General features: G+C 46.8%; 18 protein-coding genes and 1 pseudogene. 9 read left to right on the plus strand and 10 right to left on the minus strand.

Going from position 1 to position 19572, the window contains the following annotated elements:
- Nucleotides 1-8 precede the first annotated feature (8 nt).
- The 5 genes from PY479_RS14410 to speE form a co-directional block, all read right to left on the minus strand.
- The gene (locus tag PY479_RS14410; protein WP_275484190.1) at nucleotides 9-356 is read right to left on the minus strand and encodes a DUF3802 family protein; all 348 of its coding nucleotides are present in this window, start codon (nucleotides 354-356) and stop codon (nucleotides 9-11) included.
- A gap of 162 nt (nucleotides 357-518) precedes the next feature.
- Nucleotides 519-1157, minus strand: a complete 639-nt coding sequence (pdxH, locus tag PY479_RS14415) for a pyridoxamine 5'-phosphate oxidase (protein ID WP_275484191.1) — start codon at nucleotides 1155-1157, stop codon at nucleotides 519-521.
- A gap of 11 nt (nucleotides 1158-1168) precedes the next feature.
- Nucleotides 1169-2098, minus strand: coding sequence for an adenosylmethionine decarboxylase (locus tag PY479_RS14420; protein WP_212596576.1), 930 nt, complete (start codon nucleotides 2096-2098; stop codon nucleotides 1169-1171).
- A gap of 48 nt (nucleotides 2099-2146) precedes the next feature.
- The gene (gene speA, locus PY479_RS14425) at nucleotides 2147-4057 is read right to left on the minus strand and encodes a biosynthetic arginine decarboxylase (protein WP_212596329.1); all 1911 of its coding nucleotides are present in this window, start codon (nucleotides 4055-4057) and stop codon (nucleotides 2147-2149) included.
- A 26-nt stretch (nucleotides 4058-4083) separates the two neighbouring features.
- The gene (gene speE / locus PY479_RS14430; RefSeq protein WP_212596328.1) at nucleotides 4084-4959 is read right to left on the minus strand and encodes a polyamine aminopropyltransferase; all 876 of its coding nucleotides are present in this window, start codon (nucleotides 4957-4959) and stop codon (nucleotides 4084-4086) included.
- Between the two features lie 672 nt (nucleotides 4960-5631).
- On the opposite strand from speE, the gene PY479_RS14435 reads away from it, so the two are divergent.
- From PY479_RS14435 to PY479_RS14450, 4 genes are read left to right on the plus strand one after another with little or no spacing between them, the layout of a single operon-like run.
- Nucleotides 5632-6462, plus strand: coding sequence for a S1-like domain-containing RNA-binding protein (locus PY479_RS14435; RefSeq protein WP_212596327.1), 831 nt, complete (start codon nucleotides 5632-5634; stop codon nucleotides 6460-6462).
- 35 nt (nucleotides 6463-6497) lie between these two features.
- Nucleotides 6498-7124: a DUF480 domain-containing protein gene (locus PY479_RS14440; protein WP_275484192.1), complete on the plus strand. Its 627-nt coding sequence runs from the start codon at nucleotides 6498-6500 to the stop codon at nucleotides 7122-7124.
- A gap of 35 nt (nucleotides 7125-7159) precedes the next feature.
- A complete protein-coding gene (locus PY479_RS14445; protein ID WP_275484193.1) occupies nucleotides 7160-7999 on the plus strand; it encodes an ABC transporter permease subunit in 840 nt (279 codons plus the stop codon).
- Nucleotides 7996-8895, plus strand: a complete 900-nt coding sequence (locus PY479_RS14450; RefSeq protein WP_275484194.1) for an ABC transporter ATP-binding protein — start codon at nucleotides 7996-7998, stop codon at nucleotides 8893-8895. Before PY479_RS14445 ends, PY479_RS14450 begins: the two co-directional genes overlap by 4 nt.
- 9 nt (nucleotides 8896-8904) lie before the next feature.
- On the opposite strand, the pseudogene PY479_RS14455 reads toward PY479_RS14450, so the two are convergent.
- Together PY479_RS14455 and PY479_RS14460 are read right to left on the minus strand one after the other, a co-directional pair.
- A pseudogene (locus tag PY479_RS14455) lies at nucleotides 8905-10318 on the minus strand (MATE family efflux transporter).
- A 67-nt stretch (nucleotides 10319-10385) separates the two neighbouring features.
- Nucleotides 10386-11246, minus strand: coding sequence for an ion transporter (locus tag PY479_RS14460; protein WP_212596575.1), 861 nt, complete (start codon nucleotides 11244-11246; stop codon nucleotides 10386-10388).
- Nucleotides 11247-11380: 134 nt separating this feature from the next.
- Here PY479_RS14460 and PY479_RS14465 point away from each other — a divergent pair, with 134 nt between their 5' ends.
- The 3 genes from PY479_RS14465 to PY479_RS14475 all read left to right on the plus strand — a co-directional run bounded on the left by PY479_RS14465 (nucleotide 11381) and on the right by PY479_RS14475 (nucleotide 14000).
- Complete coding sequence (locus PY479_RS14465; protein WP_212596322.1) at nucleotides 11381-11875, plus strand: L,D-transpeptidase family protein; 495 nt, start codon at nucleotides 11381-11383, stop codon at nucleotides 11873-11875.
- The gene (locus PY479_RS14470; RefSeq protein ID WP_212596321.1) at nucleotides 11875-12453 is read left to right on the plus strand and encodes a VOC family protein; all 579 of its coding nucleotides are present in this window, start codon (nucleotides 11875-11877) and stop codon (nucleotides 12451-12453) included. Before PY479_RS14465 ends, PY479_RS14470 begins: the two co-directional genes overlap by 1 nt.
- Nucleotides 12454-12719: 266 nt before the next feature.
- Nucleotides 12720-14000 (plus strand): FAD/NAD(P)-binding oxidoreductase, encoded by a 1281-nt coding sequence (locus PY479_RS14475; protein ID WP_275484195.1) that lies wholly within the window; start codon nucleotides 12720-12722, stop codon nucleotides 13998-14000.
- 86 nt (nucleotides 14001-14086) lie between these two features.
- Here PY479_RS14475 and PY479_RS14480 read toward each other — a convergent pair whose 3' ends face one another.
- From PY479_RS14480 to yejK, 3 genes are all read right to left on the minus strand, one after another.
- Entirely contained in the window at nucleotides 14087-14908 is an 822-nt protein-coding gene (locus tag PY479_RS14480; protein WP_275484200.1) for a M23 family metallopeptidase, read from the minus strand.
- A gap of 65 nt (nucleotides 14909-14973) precedes the next feature.
- Nucleotides 14974-15858, minus strand: a complete 885-nt coding sequence (locus PY479_RS14485) for a 6-carboxytetrahydropterin synthase (RefSeq protein WP_212596318.1) — start codon at nucleotides 15856-15858, stop codon at nucleotides 14974-14976.
- 524 nt (nucleotides 15859-16382) lie between these two features.
- Complete coding sequence (gene yejK, locus PY479_RS14490; protein ID WP_212596317.1) at nucleotides 16383-17411, minus strand: nucleoid-associated protein YejK; 1029 nt, start codon at nucleotides 17409-17411, stop codon at nucleotides 16383-16385.
- A gap of 78 nt (nucleotides 17412-17489) precedes the next feature.
- Between yejK and PY479_RS14495 the strand changes: the two genes are divergently transcribed.
- Both PY479_RS14495 and PY479_RS14500 read left to right on the plus strand, forming a co-directional pair.
- Complete coding sequence (locus PY479_RS14495; RefSeq protein ID WP_212596316.1) at nucleotides 17490-17702, plus strand: YejL family protein; 213 nt, start codon at nucleotides 17490-17492, stop codon at nucleotides 17700-17702.
- 75 nt (nucleotides 17703-17777) lie between these two features.
- Nucleotides 17778-19559 (plus strand): DUF3413 domain-containing protein, encoded by a 1782-nt coding sequence (locus PY479_RS14500; RefSeq protein ID WP_275484196.1) that lies wholly within the window; start codon nucleotides 17778-17780, stop codon nucleotides 19557-19559.
- Nucleotides 19560-19572: the final 13 nt, after the last annotated feature.

Below are 19572 nucleotides of genomic sequence, written 5' to 3' on the forward strand. Positions count from 1 at the left end.
CCGGATGCTTAACGGACTAATTGAGCAATCTCATGATCAAACAGATTTTTAACCAATCCGGTAAACTCTGTAATGAAATAACTTTGTTCGCGATTTACCTGCTGAAGCCCACAACCTGCAAGGATCTCTTCCAAATCATACATAATGGCATCCACTTCGCGAATGATGGTATTACGCTGTGAGAACGATAACTCTGGATTTTGACCACAGACCACAATGATTTGCGCAGCAAGTAAATCTTCAAACAGTTCCATCACTGTGCTGCCATCAAAACCGCTACCGGCGTTTTCAAACAGTCCAAGATGTTCTGTCAGGTATTGAATAAGCTGAGCATAGCCTTCTTTGTCGGTTACCATTGAACTACCTGCTGTTGCTACTCAGATGTATGATTATTATTAGCAGCGCTAAGATTAACCATAGCTAGCCGATTATGAAACTGTCAGCTGCTAAGAATTTGCGCTAAATGTTATTTCCGCTTCATTATAACCATTTTGCAACAACCTTACTGGTAGTTTTGCTTATGGTGCAAGTCGATCAATATCCCAACCTAGCCCATTTCTTGTGTATAAAAAGCGGTCATGCAATCTGTGTTCACCACCTTGCCAAAACTCCACGCTGGAAGGTGTTACGCGGTATCCACCCCAAAACTTTGGCAGTGGTACCTCTCCACGTGAAAATTTAGCTTTCATCTCAGCAAACTTTGACTCCAGTGCCTGCCTGGCGGAAATTTTACTGGATTGTTGAGAAACCCACGCAGCAATCTGGCTTTCTTTCGGACGCGTCAGGAAATACTTTAATACTTCAGCGGCTGACAATGGTTCTGCTTTGCCGGTAACTGCGACCTGACGCTCCAATGGATGCCACGGAAATAACAGACTCACGTGGGCATTACCCGCTATCTGCGTAGCTTTACGGCTTTCTAGGTTGGTAAAAAATACAAAACCTTTTTCATCAAAACGTTTCAATAGCACAATTCGTTGAAACGGCTGACCGTTTTCATCAACGGTTGCAACAACCATCGCAGTCGGATCCGTTAACTGGGCGTCTTTGGCTTGCTGCATCCACAATTCAAACTGAACCATCGGATCGGCAGCAAGATCAGCCCGGCGGAGTCCACCTAATGTGTATTCACGACGGATATCGCTTAAATCAGACACGCAAATTCTCCTTAGATGGCTTCTGGCAACAGCTTTTCATGATATAGCTGTTGATAATGGCTGAAGTGCAACTGATAACCATGTTCTAACTGAATATTGGCACTTCCGAGGCAGATATGTGCCGGAAAACCACAACTGCTATGAGGTGCATTAAAATGGATGACATCCCAACTACCGGGATCAAGCGTTCCCAATAAGCGGGCGAAAATATCCAGTGGTTGCTGTGACATATCCAAATTAGTCTCAAAACTCACATAAGAGCTGTTTTCCTGAGGCGTTACATGAATAGTGATATATTCACGCCCACGAATACCGTTAACTGAGTAGCCAAACGGTTCAAACAGAAAATCGTCAAAGCTGAACCCAGGCAACATCTCTGCTAACGCCAAGGTGGCCCGCACACCAGCAATATCTTGTTTATCTGAACGCAAGTAATCTGCAGCATCACCACTAATATGATACATCAGCAGTTCATTGGTGATATCTGAGGTGTCGGCTTCATAGGGTTTGTCGGTGTAAAAAATATAATGGTGATGAGAATCAAGATGGCCAATTCGAAACGCTTTACCCGATATTTTTTTACGCAATAGCTGCAGATCATCTGTAAAACTGGTGGCTTGCAGATGAGACAGATATTCGTTCTTACGTTGATAACTGGCAAAAGCAATCGCTTGTTCACCAAGCTCATCAATAAAATGTGTTGCGGCATTCACTAGAGTTGTGGTGCCGCAAGTTAACATCAGAAATCGATTATCCCAAACAAACAGGCTGGATTCGCTCAACAGATACGCATCACAATAATCATTACTGACTGATGACAGAATTTCCGCATGAGCCTTAGCAACCATTCCTTCCCAGAACGGCCGGCCCAGTGATCGCAGCGAAGGCGTAGCTGGCGTCACTATGACTTCGATTTTTTTTTCTGAACCTTCAAAAAACATCTTTGCTAACCTGATGCAGGCACTCAGGCCTGCTGTCATTCGTCCTGCTTATGAGAAATCTTCCAGATAGGTATACCCTTTAATCCCCAACTGTAGTTCTTCCAAAATAGAAGCACGCTCATCTTCGTCGATATGGGTATTTACCAGTTCTTCGTAAGTACGCATAAAGGAAACCGCATCCAAATTCACGTAGCGTAATACGTCCGCTACTGTATCACCGGCTAAAACGGTTTCAATATTTGGCAAACCATTTTCATCAACTCGCACCACCGCAGAATTGGTGTCACCAAACAGATTATGCAGGTCGCCCAGGATCTCCTGATAGGCGCCGACCAAAAAGAAACCGATCAGATAAGGACTCTCAGCACTCCAGGCAGGCACAGGCAACGTAGTTTCAATCCCCTGTCCATCCACATACTGATCCACTGTCCCGTCCGAGTCACAGGTAATGTCGAGCATAATGGCTCGACGTTCAGGTTGTTTGTCTAAACCACTCAACGGCAAGACTGGGAAAACCTGATCAATCCCCCAAGCATCGGGCAATGACTGGAAAAGAGAAAAGTTAACGAAGAACTTGTCGGCCAATTTCTCGTTGAGTTCATCAATAATCGGGCGATGATAGCGATTTTTAGCACTCATCATTCCCTGTAACTCATAGCAAACACGCAGATTGGTTTGTTCCGCCCAGGCACGCTGCTCAAGGCTCAGCTGTCCCAGGGCAAACAATGAATGTGCCTCTGCCAAATCCGACTGTGTATCGTGGAAAATTTCGATTAAGGCTCGGGAATCGCCACGTTCGCTGATCTCACACCAGGATTGCCACATATTTAGCAACAGTTGCGGCGCATCTTCTTCTGGCTCAACGATTTCTTCTGGTACGTAAGCTTCTGTACCGATTACGTCGGAGATCAGCACCGCATGGTGTGCAGTTAAGTAACGACCAGATTCAGAAATAATCCGCGGTACGGGCTGATCATATTCCTGGCACACATCGTTAAGCGCACTGACAATATTGTTTGCGTACTCGGTTAAGCCGTAGTTCATGGAGTTATTACTCTGACTACGAGTACCGTCATAATCCACCGCCAGGCCGCCACCGACGTCAAAGCAGTTGATACCACAACCTAACTGTCTTAATTCACAGTAAAAACGTGCGGCTTCACCGACACCATGGCGAATATCACGGATATTGGCGATCTGCGAACCGAGATGGAAATGCAATAACTGCAGTGAATCGAGCATCTCATTTTGTTGCAGCTCATCCACAACTTTCAGCACCTGTGCGGCGGACAAGCCGAATTTAGATTTTTCGCCACCACTAGCCTGCCATTTGCCTTTGCCCTGAAATGCCAAACGAGCACGCAGCCCGAGACGAGGCTTTACGCCCAGTTCTTTTGATTCCCGCAGCACAATTTTCAGCTCGGACATCTTTTCTAGCACGATGTAAACTTTGTGGCCAAGTTTTTCACCAATCAATGCCAGCCGGATATATTCTTTGTCTTTATATCCATTACAAATAATCACAGAACTGGCCTTCTGTGCCATTGCCAGTACCGCCATCAACTCAGGTTTACTACCCGCTTCTAGACCAAGTTGCGGTACAGTTTTGCTCACCTGACTGGCGAGGATCTCTTCCACCACCGCCTGTTGCTGATTCACCTTAATCGGATAGACCAACAGGTAGTCAGCACTATATTCGTAACGCTCAATAGCCTGATTGAACGCCTGACACAGGTTATCCACCCGATGGCAGAGAATTTGCGGGAAACGAACCAGTACTGGCAGGCTTACACCCGCCTTGACCATGTCTTTCGCCAGTTCATTAAGACTAATACGGTTGCCACTTGCCGGATCAGGGGAAACTGTCACTTCACCCTGATCATTCACACCGTAGAAACCTTGGCTCCAGTACGCAACGTTATAACCGTTACGAGCATCATCAATGGACCAATCACTCATTCTATTATCAGCCTTACAAAAATGGGTTATCGGGCAACCGTCATTGCTGACGCCACCGCCTGTTCAACATACGCAGGCAAGGCGAAACTTGCCTGATGTAGTGCTGGGGTGTAATAACGAGTGCTGATCGCGGCCCGTTGAAAACGCTCCTGCAATACCGCCAGCGGTAACTGACGGGCTTCCTGATCATCTGTGGCCCAGGCAAATGCCATATTGCCGCCGACATAAGTAGGCACAGCGGCTTGATAGAACCAACAGTCTTTCACATATGCGCTCATGCGGCGCACAGTATTTTGTACTTCCGCTAACTGCATGAACGGCACGCCGTTTTGCGCGACAAATATGCCTTTATCCGCAAGACAGCGTTTACAATTCTTATAAAATTCCGAACTGAACAACACTTCACCCGGCCCCACCGGATCAGTGCAATCAGAAATAATCACATCAAATAATTCCTGACAATCCCGCACAAAAGCCAAACCATCACCGATGATTAATTGCACGCGCGGATCGTCAAATGCCCCGGAAGAATGCTTCGGTAAATATTGACGGCACATCTCCACCACATCGCCATCAATTTCGACCATGGTTATCGATTCCAGACTGTGATGCTTCACTACTTCCCGAAGCATCCCGCCATCACCGCCACCGATAATCAGCACTTTTTTGGCATCGCCATGAGCCAGTATTGGCACATGGGTCATCATCTCATGGTAGACAAACTCATCGCGTTCGGTAGTCTGAATCACGCCATTAAGCGCCATCACCCGTCCCATCTGACGGTTTTCAAAAATACTCAGATGCCACTGTGGTGTTTTCTGTTCATACAGCACTTTATCGATCTCAAAATATTGACCATAAGCGGTATGCAGTGTTTCAAAATATTGTTGTTTCCCTTGCATCTAACCTAATCCAGCACAACGGGTTTAATGAGACAAATAAGCTTTCCCAGCCACTTCCGCCGTGGAATGCCGGGTAAATCCAGTCGCAGACTAAGCGACGAAATCAGTTGGGATTGTTGGCCTCTTCACGGCCAGAATTAATGCGGATAAGCGTAAGGTGTTTCAGCCCCAAATCATCATAATTGAAGCTAATTGGAAACAGGTTCTCCGGCACCTTCCGGAAAGATGCGGCAAGTAAATGGTTGTGCATTAGCTAAAGACCCTCTTAACCCCGTGTTAGTCGAAACACTAAGTCACGGTTAATGACTCATAAACCATAAAACCTAACTACCCACGCTATGCAAATGCATGAATGGTTCATACCTGCAAAACGGCGCAATTAAACCCTGCTACGTATGAGAATGCAAGCAGGAATATCAGTTTCTTGCTCGATTTTTAACACAGTAACAATTTACTGCTGATGGTTCAACTAAATCAGATTAAAATTTCTATTTGAATTCATAATGTTACATGTTTATTCACCGTCAAACAATTACCCAAATATGACGGTTCATCAGAGGGTTACCAACGATTATCTGCTGACGAATTCGCCAACGCAGTGATACATCCGCGCACAATGCACTGGCTTACGGTATAATTCTGCCGTTTATTGCCAACTAGATGACAAAATTCATGGCCGAGTTAGGAAAGCGCTGCACGCTACAAGTAATCAAGCAGGTAGATTTTGGGGTGTATTTAAATGCAGGAGAGCTAGGCCAAGTGCTGCTCCCGAGAAAATATGTGCCTAAAGATTGTCAAGTCGACGACCAGTTGGAAGTATTTCTTTACCTGGACTCTGATGACACCCCGATTGCGACCACCCAAATCCCGTTCGCGCAGGTTGGAGAATTTGCGTACCTCAAAACAGTCGCGACCGGACGCTATGGTGCCTTCCTTGATTGGGGACTAGATAAAGATCTATTACTGCCTTTTGGCGAGCAACGAAAACCGGCGGAAGAAGGCCACAGTTATCTGGTATATGTGCATCTTAATCATGCTGATGAGCGGATTGTCGCTTCTGCAAAAGTGGATAAGTTTATTGATCAAGCTCCGGCACGATATAAAGAAGGTCAGGAAGTTGATCTGATTATCGCCGGAACCTCAGATTTGGGTTACAAGGCGATAGTGAATAACCGCCACTGGGGGGTGATATATCAAAATGAAGTCTTTCGTAAATTACGGTTTGGCCAAAAGCTGAAAGGTTTTATTAAACGGGTACGCGCCGATAACAAGCTGGATCTGACGCTACAAAAAGGTGATCGTCAAGAGCTCGACAAACAAGCACAGGTAATCCTGCGCAAACTCGAAGCCGCTGGCGGATATCTGCCATTTGGTGATAAAACTGCCCCCGAAGTGATATACGCTGAACTGGGAATGAGCAAAAAGGCCTTTAAAAAATCGATCGGTGGTTTATTCAAGGCTGGCAAACTAACAATCGATGATGACGGTATTCGGTCAGTCTGAATTTCTTCACTTAGCCAATTAATCAAGGATAGCGAATGACGTTGGATAGTATTGAAGCGCGTATTATTGGGTGCTTATTGGAAAAAGAGATTACCACACCAGAGCAGTACCCGTTATCACTGAACGCACTGACACTCGCCTGCAACCAGAAAACGTCTAGAGAGCCGGTGATGAACCTCGCCGATAGTGAGGTATTGGACGGATTGGTGCGCTTGCAACAAAAACGACTCATCACCGAAGAAAGTGGTTTTGGCAGCAGAGTCAGCAAATATCGCCACCGTTTTTGTAATACTGAATTTTCGGATCTGCAATTTCCCGCATCACAGCTTGCCATTGTATGTCTGCTGTTGCTGCGAGGGCCGCAAACCGCAGGCGAGCTAAGAGCTCGCGCTCAGCGCTTGTATGAATTTCGGGATATCGAAGAAGTTGAAGCTAATCTGCAATCGTTACTCGACAAGTCGCTATTGCAGCAACTGCCGCGGGAAGCTGGTAAGCGTGAAGTACGATTTACTGAACTGTTCAGTGATACAGTCGAAGCTTTACCCCAAGCGGTAACCAGTGCGGCAAGTGGTGATCCACTTGAGCTCCGGGTGCGGCAACTGGAACAACAAGTCGCGTCACTCGAACAACTGGTTGCACAGCTGCAACAAGCTATCAGCTGAGCCAACTCGCTTCCAACCTAATTTTAAGGGTTCTCATGGCGCGCACCTCGCAACATACACATCCAGGACAATGGCATAATACCCGTCAGCTGGCAGTGTTTGAGTTACAAAGATTACTGTTACAACGTCGCGGACTGATGGCGCTGCTAACGTTTGCATTGTTGTGGTTGTTAATCCTGGCCTATCCAGTAAAAAGCGCGGCACAATGGATTACCGATCCCAATATCCGCAATCTCGCCGCTTCAATTGACAGCAAAATTTTAACGCAGCTATTTAACTGGTCGGTCCCGGAACTGGCAGTATATTGGAGTGCATCGCTCTATCTCTTTCCGATGTTCTGCATTTTACTGGCGGCAGGTCAATTTGCCGCAGATCGTCAACGGGGCACACTGCGCTTTCTAACACTGCACTGTAGCCGTGAAGCATTGTTCTTCGGACGTTTTCTCGGAATGATGCTCATCCAATTGTTATTAGTGTTGTTGACAGTCGTTGCCACCATTGTGCTGGCGTCTTTACGTGACCCGACGCTTGCAGCGCACTCCATGACCGATGCGTTCTGGGTTTCTGTCAACTTGTTGATTATTTTGCTGCCATATACCGCCTTGATGTCAGTATTGTCGCTGGTAGCAACCTCGAACCGCCAAGCGACCATCTATGCAGTGCTGTTTTTTACGGTGTCAGCGATTGTTCTTCCGCTACTGGATTACGCTATGCCCGCCTTAGGGTTTCTGCAGTATTTAGTTCCGGGCATGCAAACTGATGGTTTAGTCACCGCCAGTCCAATGGCAGCCAGCAGCAGTGCACCATTACCGGTTATTCAATGTGTTGCATATCTGGCATTGGGTTTACTGATCATCAAGCGGAGCGATTTATGAACCTGTTGCGATGTAGTGGTCTGAGTAAACGTTACGGTAATAAACTCGCACTGGATAATGTTGATCTGACCTTAGAGACGGGTAGTCCTATTGCACTGGTTGGTCCCAACGGCGCGGGGAAAACCACACTTATGAGCCTGTTACTTGGGTTTATTAAGCCCTCCAGTGGCAAGATTAGTGTTTTTGGTGAACAACCCGGTAGTTCCACCTTATTAGGTAAAGTGGCAGCATTGCCTCAGGATGCAGTACTGGATCCAGATTTCAGTTTATTAACTCAACTGGCTTTATATGCGCGGTTACATGGGTTTTCTGGTAAATCGGCCGACGCAGAAGCGCTACGCGTTCTGGCGCTGGTGGGGTTAAGTGACGCCATTTATTCACTGCCCAAAGCCTTAAGCCATGGCATGGGCAAACGTGCAGCCATTGCTCAAGCGCTTATCGGTAACCCTAAACTGGTGTTGTTAGACGAGCCTACCGCAGGACTAGACCCAGTCAACGCCCGGAATATTCGGGAACTGGTCGCGGATCTATCACCTGATATCACCTTCCTAATCAGTTCCCATAATCTGGAAGAACTGGAAAAACTCTGTGGCAAAGTGTTATATCTGGACCACGGTAAACTCAGCCAAGCTGTGGATCTTAGCGCGCCAGATCAACAAGCTTACCTGACATTACAGATGCACCCGTGCGATATGTCAGCGCTTCAGGCTCATTTGCAGCATTTACCTGGAGTAGAGGCCATCCAATTCAGCGGCAAACACACTCTGGTATTGCAATATTTACCGGAAAAAGCGACTGAACTGGACATTCAGTTACTGCAGTTACTTAAGCAGCAGCGTCTACAATATCGTATGTTGCTCAATGGCAGAACGCTCGAAGATCAGCTGTTCTCTTAACCGATCTGCTCATTCATTTCGCCGCTCCTCAGCGGCAACTTCAGCTTCTTCTGCCAATAATGCCATTGGCACACGCGATGAAGACATTGGGGTTGCCGCGACAGGCGCTAATCCGGCTTCGTCTAAAATGGTCCCCGGTTGTTTTCTACCTGCTGCAGTCACTTTCGCCACTAATTTGTAGGCGGTTATTACCCCCAAGACGCCGAACAGCACGGCGCCAACAGCCTGACCAATCAACACACCGTATACACCGCCCCAGCCCCCCCCCCAACCAAACAAAAGGGATGGTGCCAAGTGTCGCTTTGCCAATATTAAATACGGTCGAATATTTGGCTTTTCCGAGATTATTGAACGACGCATTCGCAACAAATAAGGCGCCATTAAACAAGAAAAATACGGCCATGTATTGGCAAAAAAAGCGGATAAGATCGGCAGCCTGGCCTTCCATAGCGAACAGGGAAACAATCCAATCTTTCAGCAGCAGCAATATCAGGGACATGATTACCACATAACTACAGCAAAACTGCAGCGCCCGCGTCAGACTTTCGCGCAAACGCTCATAGGCACCGGCACCAAAATTTTGTCCCACAATGGGGCCGATTGCCCCGCTGAGCGCGAAGATCATACCAAAAGTCACCGGGATCAAGCGGCCAATGACGGCCCATCCCGCCACAAAACTGTCGCCAAAATCTGCCACCGCTCGGGTTACGAATGCGTTACCGATCGGCGTCGCCACATTGGTCAACATCGCCGGCCCGGCAATGGCGAAGATAACAGGTAAATCCTGTCGCAATGCGTGCCATTCAAATCCGCCCCATAACTGGTGTTTGCCAAATACGCCTCTGGCAGCAATAACCAACGCAGTCAGGCGCGCCAGTACCGATGCCAAGGCCGCCCCTTCGATATTTAATCCCAACACAAAAATGAACAGAGGATCTAGCGCCGCATTGACAGCGCCGCCCGCCAGGGTCGACCACATAGAGAGTTTGGCATCGCCGACCGCGCGTAATGCGCCGCCAAATGCCATGGCTAAACAGATGATGGGTAACGACGGCACCAAAATATACAAATAACTTGCGGCGAGTTCTGCGGTATGGCCGCTTGCTCCCACCAACGAGAGTAATTCAGGGATAAAACTGGTGACTATCGCCGCGGTCAGTGCCGACATCACCAATGTCACCGCCGCCGCATTAATCAGAAGTCGCTTGGCTTTGTCAATCTCGCGGGCACCAATTGCTCTGGAGACTAATGCTCCTAAGGCGATAGAGAGCCCGATACCAATCGACGTGGTAAAGAATGAAATTGTCCCAGCGTAGCCAACGGCAGCAGCCAACTCCTGTTCGCCAAGCATACTGAGGAAAAACATATCCAGCAGATCCACTAAGAACAGCGCTGACACGCCAATAGCCGCAGTGGAACTCATTACGAGGATATGCCTGAGGATGTTCCCCTCAACAAACTTGGCCCGAGTGGTGGGTATCGAAGCAGCTTTACTCACGAGAATCCTTTTTTACGACCGTGGAAGCTTCCAGTTCACTTCCGCAATGGCTGCAATAATTAGCATAATGATCATGACCAGTTTTCAAGCAGTTAGCACAACGGCGTAAGTCGCGTACCCGCCCTATTTCCTGGCCGATTTCGGCAGTTAAAATGCCTGTGGGAATCGCAATAATTGAGTAACCCAGTAACATGGTAAAAGCGGCGATGGCCTGACCAAGTGGAGTTTTTGGCGTGATATCGCCATAACCCACAGTGGTTATTGTCACGATGGTCCAGTACACCGATTTAGGAATGGAGCTAAAGCCATTAGCAGGGCCCTCAACAACATACATCACGGCGCTGAGTACCATAATAATCAGGCTAACAGAAAAGAAAAAAATGAATACCTTGCGACTAGACTGCATCATTGCCCGCAACAACATGTTGCCTTCGCTGAGATAACGCAACAGCTTCAGCACTCGAAATATACGGAATAGCCTCAATACACGGATAACCAGCGTTAAATTGGCGCCGGGCACGAACAACGCTAAATAACTGGGTAAGACACTGAGCAGATCCACCAGCCCATAAAAACTGTAGGCATATTTCAGAGGGTTAGCGGAACTGTAGAGTCGAACACCATATTCAATGGTAAACACTATGGTAAAAAACCATTCAAATCCGAGAATGATTTGTCCGTATTGCCGATGAACTGGCTGCACAGTATCCAAAAACACCAACGCAACGCTAAGGATAATGCAGACAATCAGTGCAATATCAAATGCCCTACCAGCCGGGGTATCTGTGCCAAAAATGATAGTACGCAGCTTTAGTCGTAATGGAGAAGTACTATCCTGATGTTCCTGAGTCATCTACAAACTCCCTAGGTTATCGTCCAACACACGCCAGCGGATCATACATTCTTCAGCCAGTGCTTCAATAGTTACCGAGTTTTCGGTTATGATGCGAACATTAGTTCGAAGCCGTTAAAAATAACAATTAATCCATGGTAAAGCGCATTCAATTGCTGTTAATTGCAGCACTCAGTTTCTGTAGTTTCTCGTTGTTAGCCCAACCACAGGTCGATCTGGTCGTTGTCAAAAAATCATTATCACAACTACGGTTGATGAGTCATGGAAAAATCCTTCACGAATACCATATTGCCATGGGTGATATGCCACGGGGACATAAGCTAAAAGAAGGCGATCAGCGTACCCCCGAGGGCCGTTATATTCTCGATTACAAAAAGCCGAACAGTAGTTACTACCGCGCTATCCATATCTCTTATCCTAACGATGAAGATCTGTTCCGCGCCAAAGCACTCGGCATAAATCCCGGAGGCCAGATCATGATCCATGGCCAGAATCCGCATACCGATTTAACGCCCGAAGAAGCGCAGCAGTATAACTGGACCAACGGTTGTATTGCGGTTACTAACAAAGACATGGATGAGATCTGGAAGTTAGTTGAGCCAGGAACACCGATCGAGATTTGGCCATAATGGACAAGGTCATCGACTATAAGACGCTAATGGCGTCATATTCGGACTTTTCCCGTGACATTCTGAGCTTCGTCAAGCAACTGGGGCTTAATGTTTTGCATGAATGTGATCACCTCGCGTTACGGGTCAACTCAGTAGCTTTGGCTGATGAATTGCGGGACCATTTTCTCCAACATGGCACCTTGATATCAGATAAGCAGATTAATGGCCGTCCTATCCTGCTCATCCGTCTGCAACAGCCAATGTCGATAGGTCATTATCAAATTCCCTACCTGGAACTGCCCTATCCCAAAGAGACAAATGATCGTAATCAAGGCTGGGAACACATAGAGCTGGTGTTGCCTTGTCACGCCGAAACCTGCGAAGCATTACAACAGGTACTGTTCGCGACAGTACCGAACCTAGAAACGTCACTCAATAAGAATCCGCAAATTTCGATAAAATTCAGCAGTCCTGCCGGGGCAGATGAACGGCTAGCGAATCCAACTATTGCCTTTAAGTTCAAGCATCTATGTGTCAAGGTGCATCCACACAGCATTGAAACGATCATTAACAGCGAAAAAGCAGATATCGACTGATCTGCTCCCAACTCGATACCAAGCACATTGCTAATTACCAGTATTCACCTTTCCAATGCAGTGCCAGCGAATAGTCCCGCTGATGCTGGCATTCAAAGACGCATTTCTCCCATTCAGCCTACGACTTTAGTACAACAAACTAACAAAATGACTTGCATAGCGTCATCCATCCGCTAATCTGTATCTAATCCATTAGATTTTTCTTATGGATAAGTCATCCAGCCCTGTCGCTATACCCTCAGGGCAATAAAAAAGAGAGGATAATAATGACCAAAGTCGTGGTAATTGGTGCCGGGCTCGGGGGCGTATCGGCAGCGTTTGAACTTAAACAGCGGCTCCCTGCCAATAGTGAAGTGATGGTGATCAATGAAAGACCAGATTTTCAATTTGTACCATCGAATCCATGGGTTGCGCTGGGTGAACGTAAAACCAAGGATATTTGCCTGCCTTTGGAGACTTATCTCGGCAAGCGCAAAATCGCCTTTTCAGCCGCCGGAGTGTCTGAAATTGATCCTGAGAATAAACAGCTAACCTTGGGCGATGGTTCTCAGCAATCCTACGATTACCTGGTGATATGTACGGGTCCTAAACTGAACTTTGATGCCATTCCCGGCAGCGGTCCGCATAACTTTACTCAATCAATCTGTACTGCTGAACATGCTGAAAAAGCCTTTGATGCCTACCAAAAATTACAGCAAGAACCTGGACAGGTAATCGTCGGTGCTTTTCAGGGGGCCAGTTGTTTTGGCCCGGCCTATGAGTACCTGTTCTCGTTAGACAGTGCTCTGCGCGCAGCCAAAATCCGACAAAAAGTACCGCTGCTGTTCGTCACCAGTGAACCTTACATTGGTCACATGGGGCTTGGCGGGGTTGGTGACTCCAAGGGCTTAATGGAACATGAATGCCGCAAACGTGACATTAAGTGGATTTGTAATGCTAAAACCGTCAGTGTTGAAGATGGTCTGATGCATGTTGAAGAATTGAACCGCAAAGGGGAAGTGGAATTTACTCACGAACTACCCTTTAAAATGTCCATGATGTTGCCACCGTTTAAAGGTAGCCCAGCCATTGCGGCGGTACCTAAACTATGTAACGACAAAGGGTTTGTGTTAACTGATAAATTCCAACGTTCTGTGGCCTACCCTGAAATCTATGCTGCTGGCGTTTGCGTGGCATTGCCTCCGATGGAGTCAACCCCTGTCCCTGTTGGCGTCCCGAAAACTGGCTTTATGATTGAATCCATGACAACCGCCATTGTCGATAACATGTTGTCGGCCATTAAAGGCGAAGAGCCCTCCACCATTCCAACGCTGAATGCTATCTGCCTGGCAGACATGGGAGACAAAGGTGCCGCATTCGTCGCACTGCCGCAAAATCCACCGCGAAACGCCAACTGGACCTCTTTGGGTAAATGGGTACACCTGGCCAAAATCGCTTTTGAGAAGTACTTTATGTACAAAGTACGCCGAGGTACTAGCGAACCGATTTATGAGAAATATGTGTTAGGTGCCGTTGGTATTCACCGCACCGATAAGCACGAAGACTGATTGAAGCACCTAAGGCCCACATCGACGGTTAAATCGCAATGGGCCTTTTTCATCAAGAGACTTAAATGTTCAGTGGATGAAGTCTTTCAGTTTTGCGCGGTTTTCAATGCATCCTTCATCGCTGGCACTACCGTGGCAGCATCTAAACGCATTTGGTACCAGTTAATTCGCCAGTCAAGATGAGGGCCGTTGGCACGCCCTGTAGCACCGACTTCTGCGACAGGCTGGCCCTGCTTCACGCGAGTACCGGGTTTCAAGTAAAGTTTACTTAAATGTAAAAAGGTAGAACTGACACCATAGCCATGATCGATAATCATGGTACCCCCAGAGTAAAACATATCGGGTACTGCCAGCGATACCACGCCAGCAGCCGGAGCAACGACAACTGTGCCTGTTTTTGCTGCAATATCAACCCCATAATGCGGGTTACCTGCCTTACCATTATAAATTCGCTGACTGCCATACACACCCGAAATTCTGCCCGTAAGCGGCCAGATAAAATCGGAAGCAAAGCCAGTTTCCTCTGAAGTTATTGCCCTCGCGGCCTTGACCATCTTGCTATCTTCAGCCGCACGAGCCACATCTTTGGGATCTGGCTCCATAATTTTCTTGCTGATCCCATTCACTGAGGAGATACGGTATTGTCTCTCAGCGATATTGAGTTGCTGGGTCGCAACATGGCCATCTGGATACGTGACGCTCAGCGTATGATTGAGCGGCGATTCTCGTTCAAAGCCAAAGGCAAAATTTCCCTCAGCACTCACCTGAATCGCACGACCATCCAGCATCAGTTGACTACCAGGCGTTACCGATCCCCGGAGCAGTGCCCCCTGCTCCATTTTTCCTATCAATTTGATAGCAGGCTGTGAGATGTTTTGAGCCTGAGCCAGAACCGGCAGACTTAGCATGATTGCGCTAACTAAGCCGCGACGTATTGTTGATAAAACCTGCACTCGAAACCCCATACTGTCTTTTAATGTTTTTCAGTTCCCGCGACCGCGATAGCACCTTTACCGATACCTTCAAATGCCATGACACGGTACTGCCGACCAGGCATTTTTGCCGAAAGCGTATCAGCCATAAATTGTGCTAGCAGCTCTATGGTAGTGTCATGCGGGATCAGATCACAACAGCCCTTCGGCATCGCCAGTTGAAACTCTCCCTGAGGTGCGGTGTAACAAAATCCATAATGGGAATCATCAGTCACACGACACTGCGGAGACATAGTCAATTGTTCAATCGGCACCATATCGGACTCGCTGCCGAGATACACATCTTTCCAACGCTCAGCCCAGTACCGATCCCATTCTGGTGCAGCAACACCATCTTCAAATACCTTTACCGGGCTGCGATGCCCATGGGCAATACGCTGACAATTACCGTCGTGTTTTTTTAAGCCATGGCTGTAATGATAAAATGGGCCGTCAAGCAATTCGCTACGTAATGTGAGGCTGATGTTATCGACGTTTTCTGGCAGTACATCACGTAATGCATTGATAAGAAAATCATTCACACTATCAAAGTCAATCAGTTCATTTGGGACCAACGCGAACGCTTCCGCAGGACATCCCAGATGAATAGTCCCTTTACGACTGGCAAAATCGATCCAAACGGTATCATTCTGTTGCTGCCAACGTAAATCACCGCAAGCAGTAGGAATGAGCAGCCGGTGATCTGCTACTTGATCAATCACTTGTTTAATTGTGCGTTTTACCTTGCCGAAATCGAGTACCATATTTTGCTGATCTAGCACGCCTTCCAGCAAAACATCGACGATCCAGCTTTCACCGACCATGCCACGCAAAGGACATAGATAAGAAAAATCGATCACCGTTAAATCTTTTACAAAGAGTTGCATTGATTCTCCCGAGCAGAAATACAGTCCACCCTGATTTTAAAGAATATAGTCGCGGCAGACCGCAACGCTAGCGTCTGCCTTGCCCACATGTTTCTCGATGTCTTTAGCCAACAGCTGCTGAATTTATCAGCCGTTATTACGTCTATTTCATCGATGACCATTATTAACGTATCTCGGTACCCGATGAAACCCTTTATATGCTTACACAATTGGTTAGATAGCGAACTAAACAGCTGACTGACTGAAAAAGGCACCAATATTAACACGCAAGTCTGTTCACATCATCGGCGCGTAAATGACAGTGATGATGAACACCTTGCAAGTCAATTCACATGTCATCTGACCATCAAAACTTGCATGAACCAACGTGCATGACAGCCATCGGCCAACGACATCCAGCGATTGGGTGGAGATCATATTATCGAAAACACATGGGTGATCGCTTGCCGTTTAATTGCGGCCATTAAGTTGCCGCCCACTAGGTAAAAATAAAGCGCCTTCACAGCGCTTTATTTTTCAGTCTGTTAATTACTTTTCAAACGACGATCAAGCTGATCTTTCAAGTTTGCTGGCACACCTTTTATCAAAATGGTGTCAGATACCGGATCGTATATCACTCGCTCACCGAGATGGGTGCTATCAAAACTCAATGATACCCCACCGCCAGTCCCGGAAAACTTCTTCAGTTGACGCAACGTTGACTTATCTGCAGGGAAATTCTCTTCCAGCTCATATTCGCCTTGCACGGCAAAGTCATAGAACGACTCCATCCCGGATTCTGCCAATTCGTCTGCCAGATCTTTCAGTTGCACATCAATGCCGGTTTCCACCTGTTCCTGACAATATTCAAAGACCCGATTGCGACATTCCTGACGTTCATCCTTGGTCAAATCACCTTCAGCAACATAATCTTCTACTGCCTGCATCAATTGCTTGCTTTGCTGCTTGGCATTTATCCCCTCAACACATCCCATAAAATCCAGGAAGAAATCCGCAACTTTACGGCCGGCGCGACCGCGAACAAATGAGATATATTTGCGGGACTCACTATCGCGCTGCCATTCAGTTAAATCAATACGGGCAGCCAACTGCAAATTCGCCAGATCCAGATGGTCATTTTGCGTAAGTTCCATATCATCCAGCACGGTCATCGACGATTTAGCATTTAGCAACGCCACAAACAGATAATCAGTCGCCATGTGCTGATACAGCGCCAATAATAGAAAACCGCCTTGACTGAAGTCATATTTAGATAACTCTTCTTGCAGTAACTTACCAGCAGATGCCGAGAATTCGACAAAGCCCAACTCATTGCTCAGATAAGACTGCAAGGCATCCTTGAATGCGGGATTCGCCTCACCGTCATCGCCATTAACGCCGAAAAAACCAAATCCCTTACCGGCTTTTGATGAGTAAGTCTGGTGCAACTCATCCACCATGGCTTCTACTGCAGTACCGTTTAACAAGGGCTGAGGCCGTAATCGGCAGCTTAACTGGCCTTCTTTATTCTGGGTGATAGCGTGAATAATGGCTTGTTCGACGTGAATACTCATGGGGCTTCGTAGTGCTACTCTGTGGTAAATCCGGTATTATATGCCGCTATTCTATCCTTGAGTGAAACATTTTTTGATATGCCTATTCAATCCAAATACAGCAATGCCGAAGTTGAAACCCTAATTGCCGAACTGCTGGCAGTGCTGGAAAAACATCAGGCCCCCACAGATTTAAGCCTTATGGCGTTGGGCAATGCCGTTTCCCATTTGCTGTCAACTCAGGTCAGCAAAGAGTCGCGTCAGCCACTTGCTGAACAATTTGCCAAGGCATTAACACAATCCCTACGCTAACTTACGGTAAATACTGGTATCTTTTACTCAAAAAAACGTAAGATATACAAGCAACTCGAAACAAGCGGAAGCTGAATGGTGGAGCAGAAAATACAACGTGGAAGAGATCGGGTATCCCGCTTAATCAACTGGGGACACTGGTTTGCTTTCTTCAACGGTATCTTGGCGATGATCGTCGGGATCCGTTATTTAAAGTCTCCCGGTTTCCCCGACTCCTTGATTGGGTGGGGCTATTTGACCATTAGTACCATCGGCCACTTCAGTTTTCTGGCATTTATCGTTTATCTGGTGTTGTTGTTCCCAATAACACTATTGTTGCCTTATTCCAGGATTTTGCGTGGTTATGCGGCGGTTATTGCCAGCATCGGTTTATGCACCTTACTTTATGATACCGTTGTCTACCAGGACTACGGTATGCATCTCAATCCGTTTGCTTTTGATTTAGCATGGGCCGATCTCAATGGGTTGTTACAGGGCCCATATTTTGTAGTTACTCCGATCGTGATTCTGGTAGTGGAATTGATTGCCGCGAACTGGTTATGGAAGCGCATTGAACGTATCCAGCGCCGGAATTGGGGTAATAAATTAGTGATGTTTATCGGGCTTTGCTTTGTGAGCAGTCATCTGATCCATATCTGGGCAGACGCGGCTGATGTCACTGAAATTACCCGCTTTGATGATACTTATCCAATATCCTATCCAGCAACGGCCAGAACGTTTATGGAAAGCCATGGTATTGATGGCAGTAATACACCTGATATCAAGGTAGAACGTAATCTGAATTACCCACAACAACCATTACAGTGCCATATTGATCAGCATCCTAATGTTTTGTTAGTCGCTATTGATAGCTTCCGTGCCGACTTAGTAGATGAGCAGACAATGCCATTTTTCTATCACTATAGTCAGCAGAATCAATTGTTTACCCATCATCTTAGTGGCGGAAATCAATATAGTAGCGGTATGTTTTCATTGCTGTATGGATTACAGGGTAGCTACATTGATGCAGTGGATCTGAATTTCACCAGCCCACTTCTCACCCAAACGCTGAAACAACAAGGATATCAATTAGGGTTGTTTACCACTATCTCAGGAATGAATGACGCAAAACCTAAAGCAATTTTTAATGATTTCCAACCCTATCTGGCGGCGGACGATACCGGCAAAGCACAGAGTGACATTAAGACTATCAGTAGCTTCGAAAAATGGCGCACTCAGCAGCAAGGGCCTTGGTTTGCGCTATTGAATCTGAAATCACCTGAGGACTACGATACTCCAGTTGGATTTCTTGGCATCCAAACCGTTAAACCGGCAGAACCACTAAAACCTGCTGAAAAAGTGCTATTCAACCAGTATCGTCAGTCTTTAAATTTTGTGGATCAACAGTTACAAGCATTACTGCAAACACTGCCAACTAATACCATCATTGTGGTGACAGGTGTCAGTGGCAAGTTATTCACCAGCAATACAGATGAAGCCCGGCGCAACGTATCTCCAGAAAATGTGCAGGTACCCTTGGTGATTCATTGGCCAGTGACTATCAGAACTAAAGTTAATTACCGTACTAGCCATTACGGGATAGTACCCACATTAATGACTCAGGTACTGGGTTGTACTAACCCAGCAACAGACTACAGTGCTGGCCGACACCTACTCCAACCCGATGACCAGACTTGGCTCTATATTGGGGATAACCGAGTATTCGCGATCTATCAGCAACATGAAATTACCGTGATAGACCGGCATGGTAAGTATCGTATTTATGACGAGAATTACCGTCATCGATTGCGTAAAAAAATGAGCGTTCCAGAGATGATTGAAGTTATGCGAGAAGGCCGCAGGCTATATAGCCACTAGCGTCATTTTCGGT

This window comes from Shewanella sp. A32 (assembly GCF_029167175.1).
Classification (GTDB): Bacteria; Pseudomonadota; Gammaproteobacteria; order Enterobacterales; family Shewanellaceae; genus Shewanella; species Shewanella yunxiaonensis.

Bases quoted from the DNA above. Each gene is read 5' to 3' on its own strand.
- PY479_RS14410 (WP_275484190.1), bottom strand. From the start codon at position 356: ATGGTAACCGACAAAGAAGGCTATGCTCAGCTTATTCAATACCTGACA.
- PY479_RS14420 (WP_212596576.1), bottom strand. From the start codon at position 2,098: ATGTTTTTTGAAGGTTCAGAAAAAAAAATCGAAGTCATAGTGACGCCA.
- speA (WP_212596329.1), bottom strand. From the start codon at position 4,057: ATGAGTGATTGGTCCATTGATGATGCTCGTAACGGTTATAACGTTGCG.
- speE (WP_212596328.1), bottom strand. From the start codon at position 4,959: ATGCAAGGGAAACAACAATATTTTGAAACACTGCATACCGCTTATGGT.
- PY479_RS14435 (WP_212596327.1), top strand. From the start codon at position 5,632: ATGGCCGAGTTAGGAAAGCGCTGCACGCTACAAGTAATCAAGCAGGTA.
- PY479_RS14440 (WP_275484192.1), top strand. From the start codon at position 6,498: ATGACGTTGGATAGTATTGAAGCGCGTATTATTGGGTGCTTATTGGAA.
- PY479_RS14445 (WP_275484193.1), top strand. From the start codon at position 7,160: ATGGCGCGCACCTCGCAACATACACATCCAGGACAATGGCATAATACC.
- PY479_RS14450 (WP_275484194.1), top strand. From the start codon at position 7,996: ATGAACCTGTTGCGATGTAGTGGTCTGAGTAAACGTTACGGTAATAAA.
- PY479_RS14460 (WP_212596575.1), bottom strand. From the start codon at position 11,246: ATGACTCAGGAACATCAGGATAGTACTTCTCCATTACGACTAAAGCTG.
- PY479_RS14465 (WP_212596322.1), top strand. From the start codon at position 11,381: ATGGTAAAGCGCATTCAATTGCTGTTAATTGCAGCACTCAGTTTCTGT.
- PY479_RS14470 (WP_212596321.1), top strand. From the start codon at position 11,875: ATGGACAAGGTCATCGACTATAAGACGCTAATGGCGTCATATTCGGAC.
- PY479_RS14475 (WP_275484195.1), top strand. From the start codon at position 12,720: ATGACCAAAGTCGTGGTAATTGGTGCCGGGCTCGGGGGCGTATCGGCA.
- PY479_RS14480 (WP_275484200.1), bottom strand. From the start codon at position 14,908: ATGCTAAGTCTGCCGGTTCTGGCTCAGGCTCAAAACATCTCACAGCCT.
- PY479_RS14485 (WP_212596318.1), bottom strand. From the start codon at position 15,858: ATGCAACTCTTTGTAAAAGATTTAACGGTGATCGATTTTTCTTATCTA.
- yejK (WP_212596317.1), bottom strand. From the start codon at position 17,411: ATGAGTATTCACGTCGAACAAGCCATTATTCACGCTATCACCCAGAAT.
- PY479_RS14495 (WP_212596316.1), top strand. From the start codon at position 17,490: ATGCCTATTCAATCCAAATACAGCAATGCCGAAGTTGAAACCCTAATT.
- PY479_RS14500 (WP_275484196.1), top strand. From the start codon at position 17,778: ATGGTGGAGCAGAAAATACAACGTGGAAGAGATCGGGTATCCCGCTTA.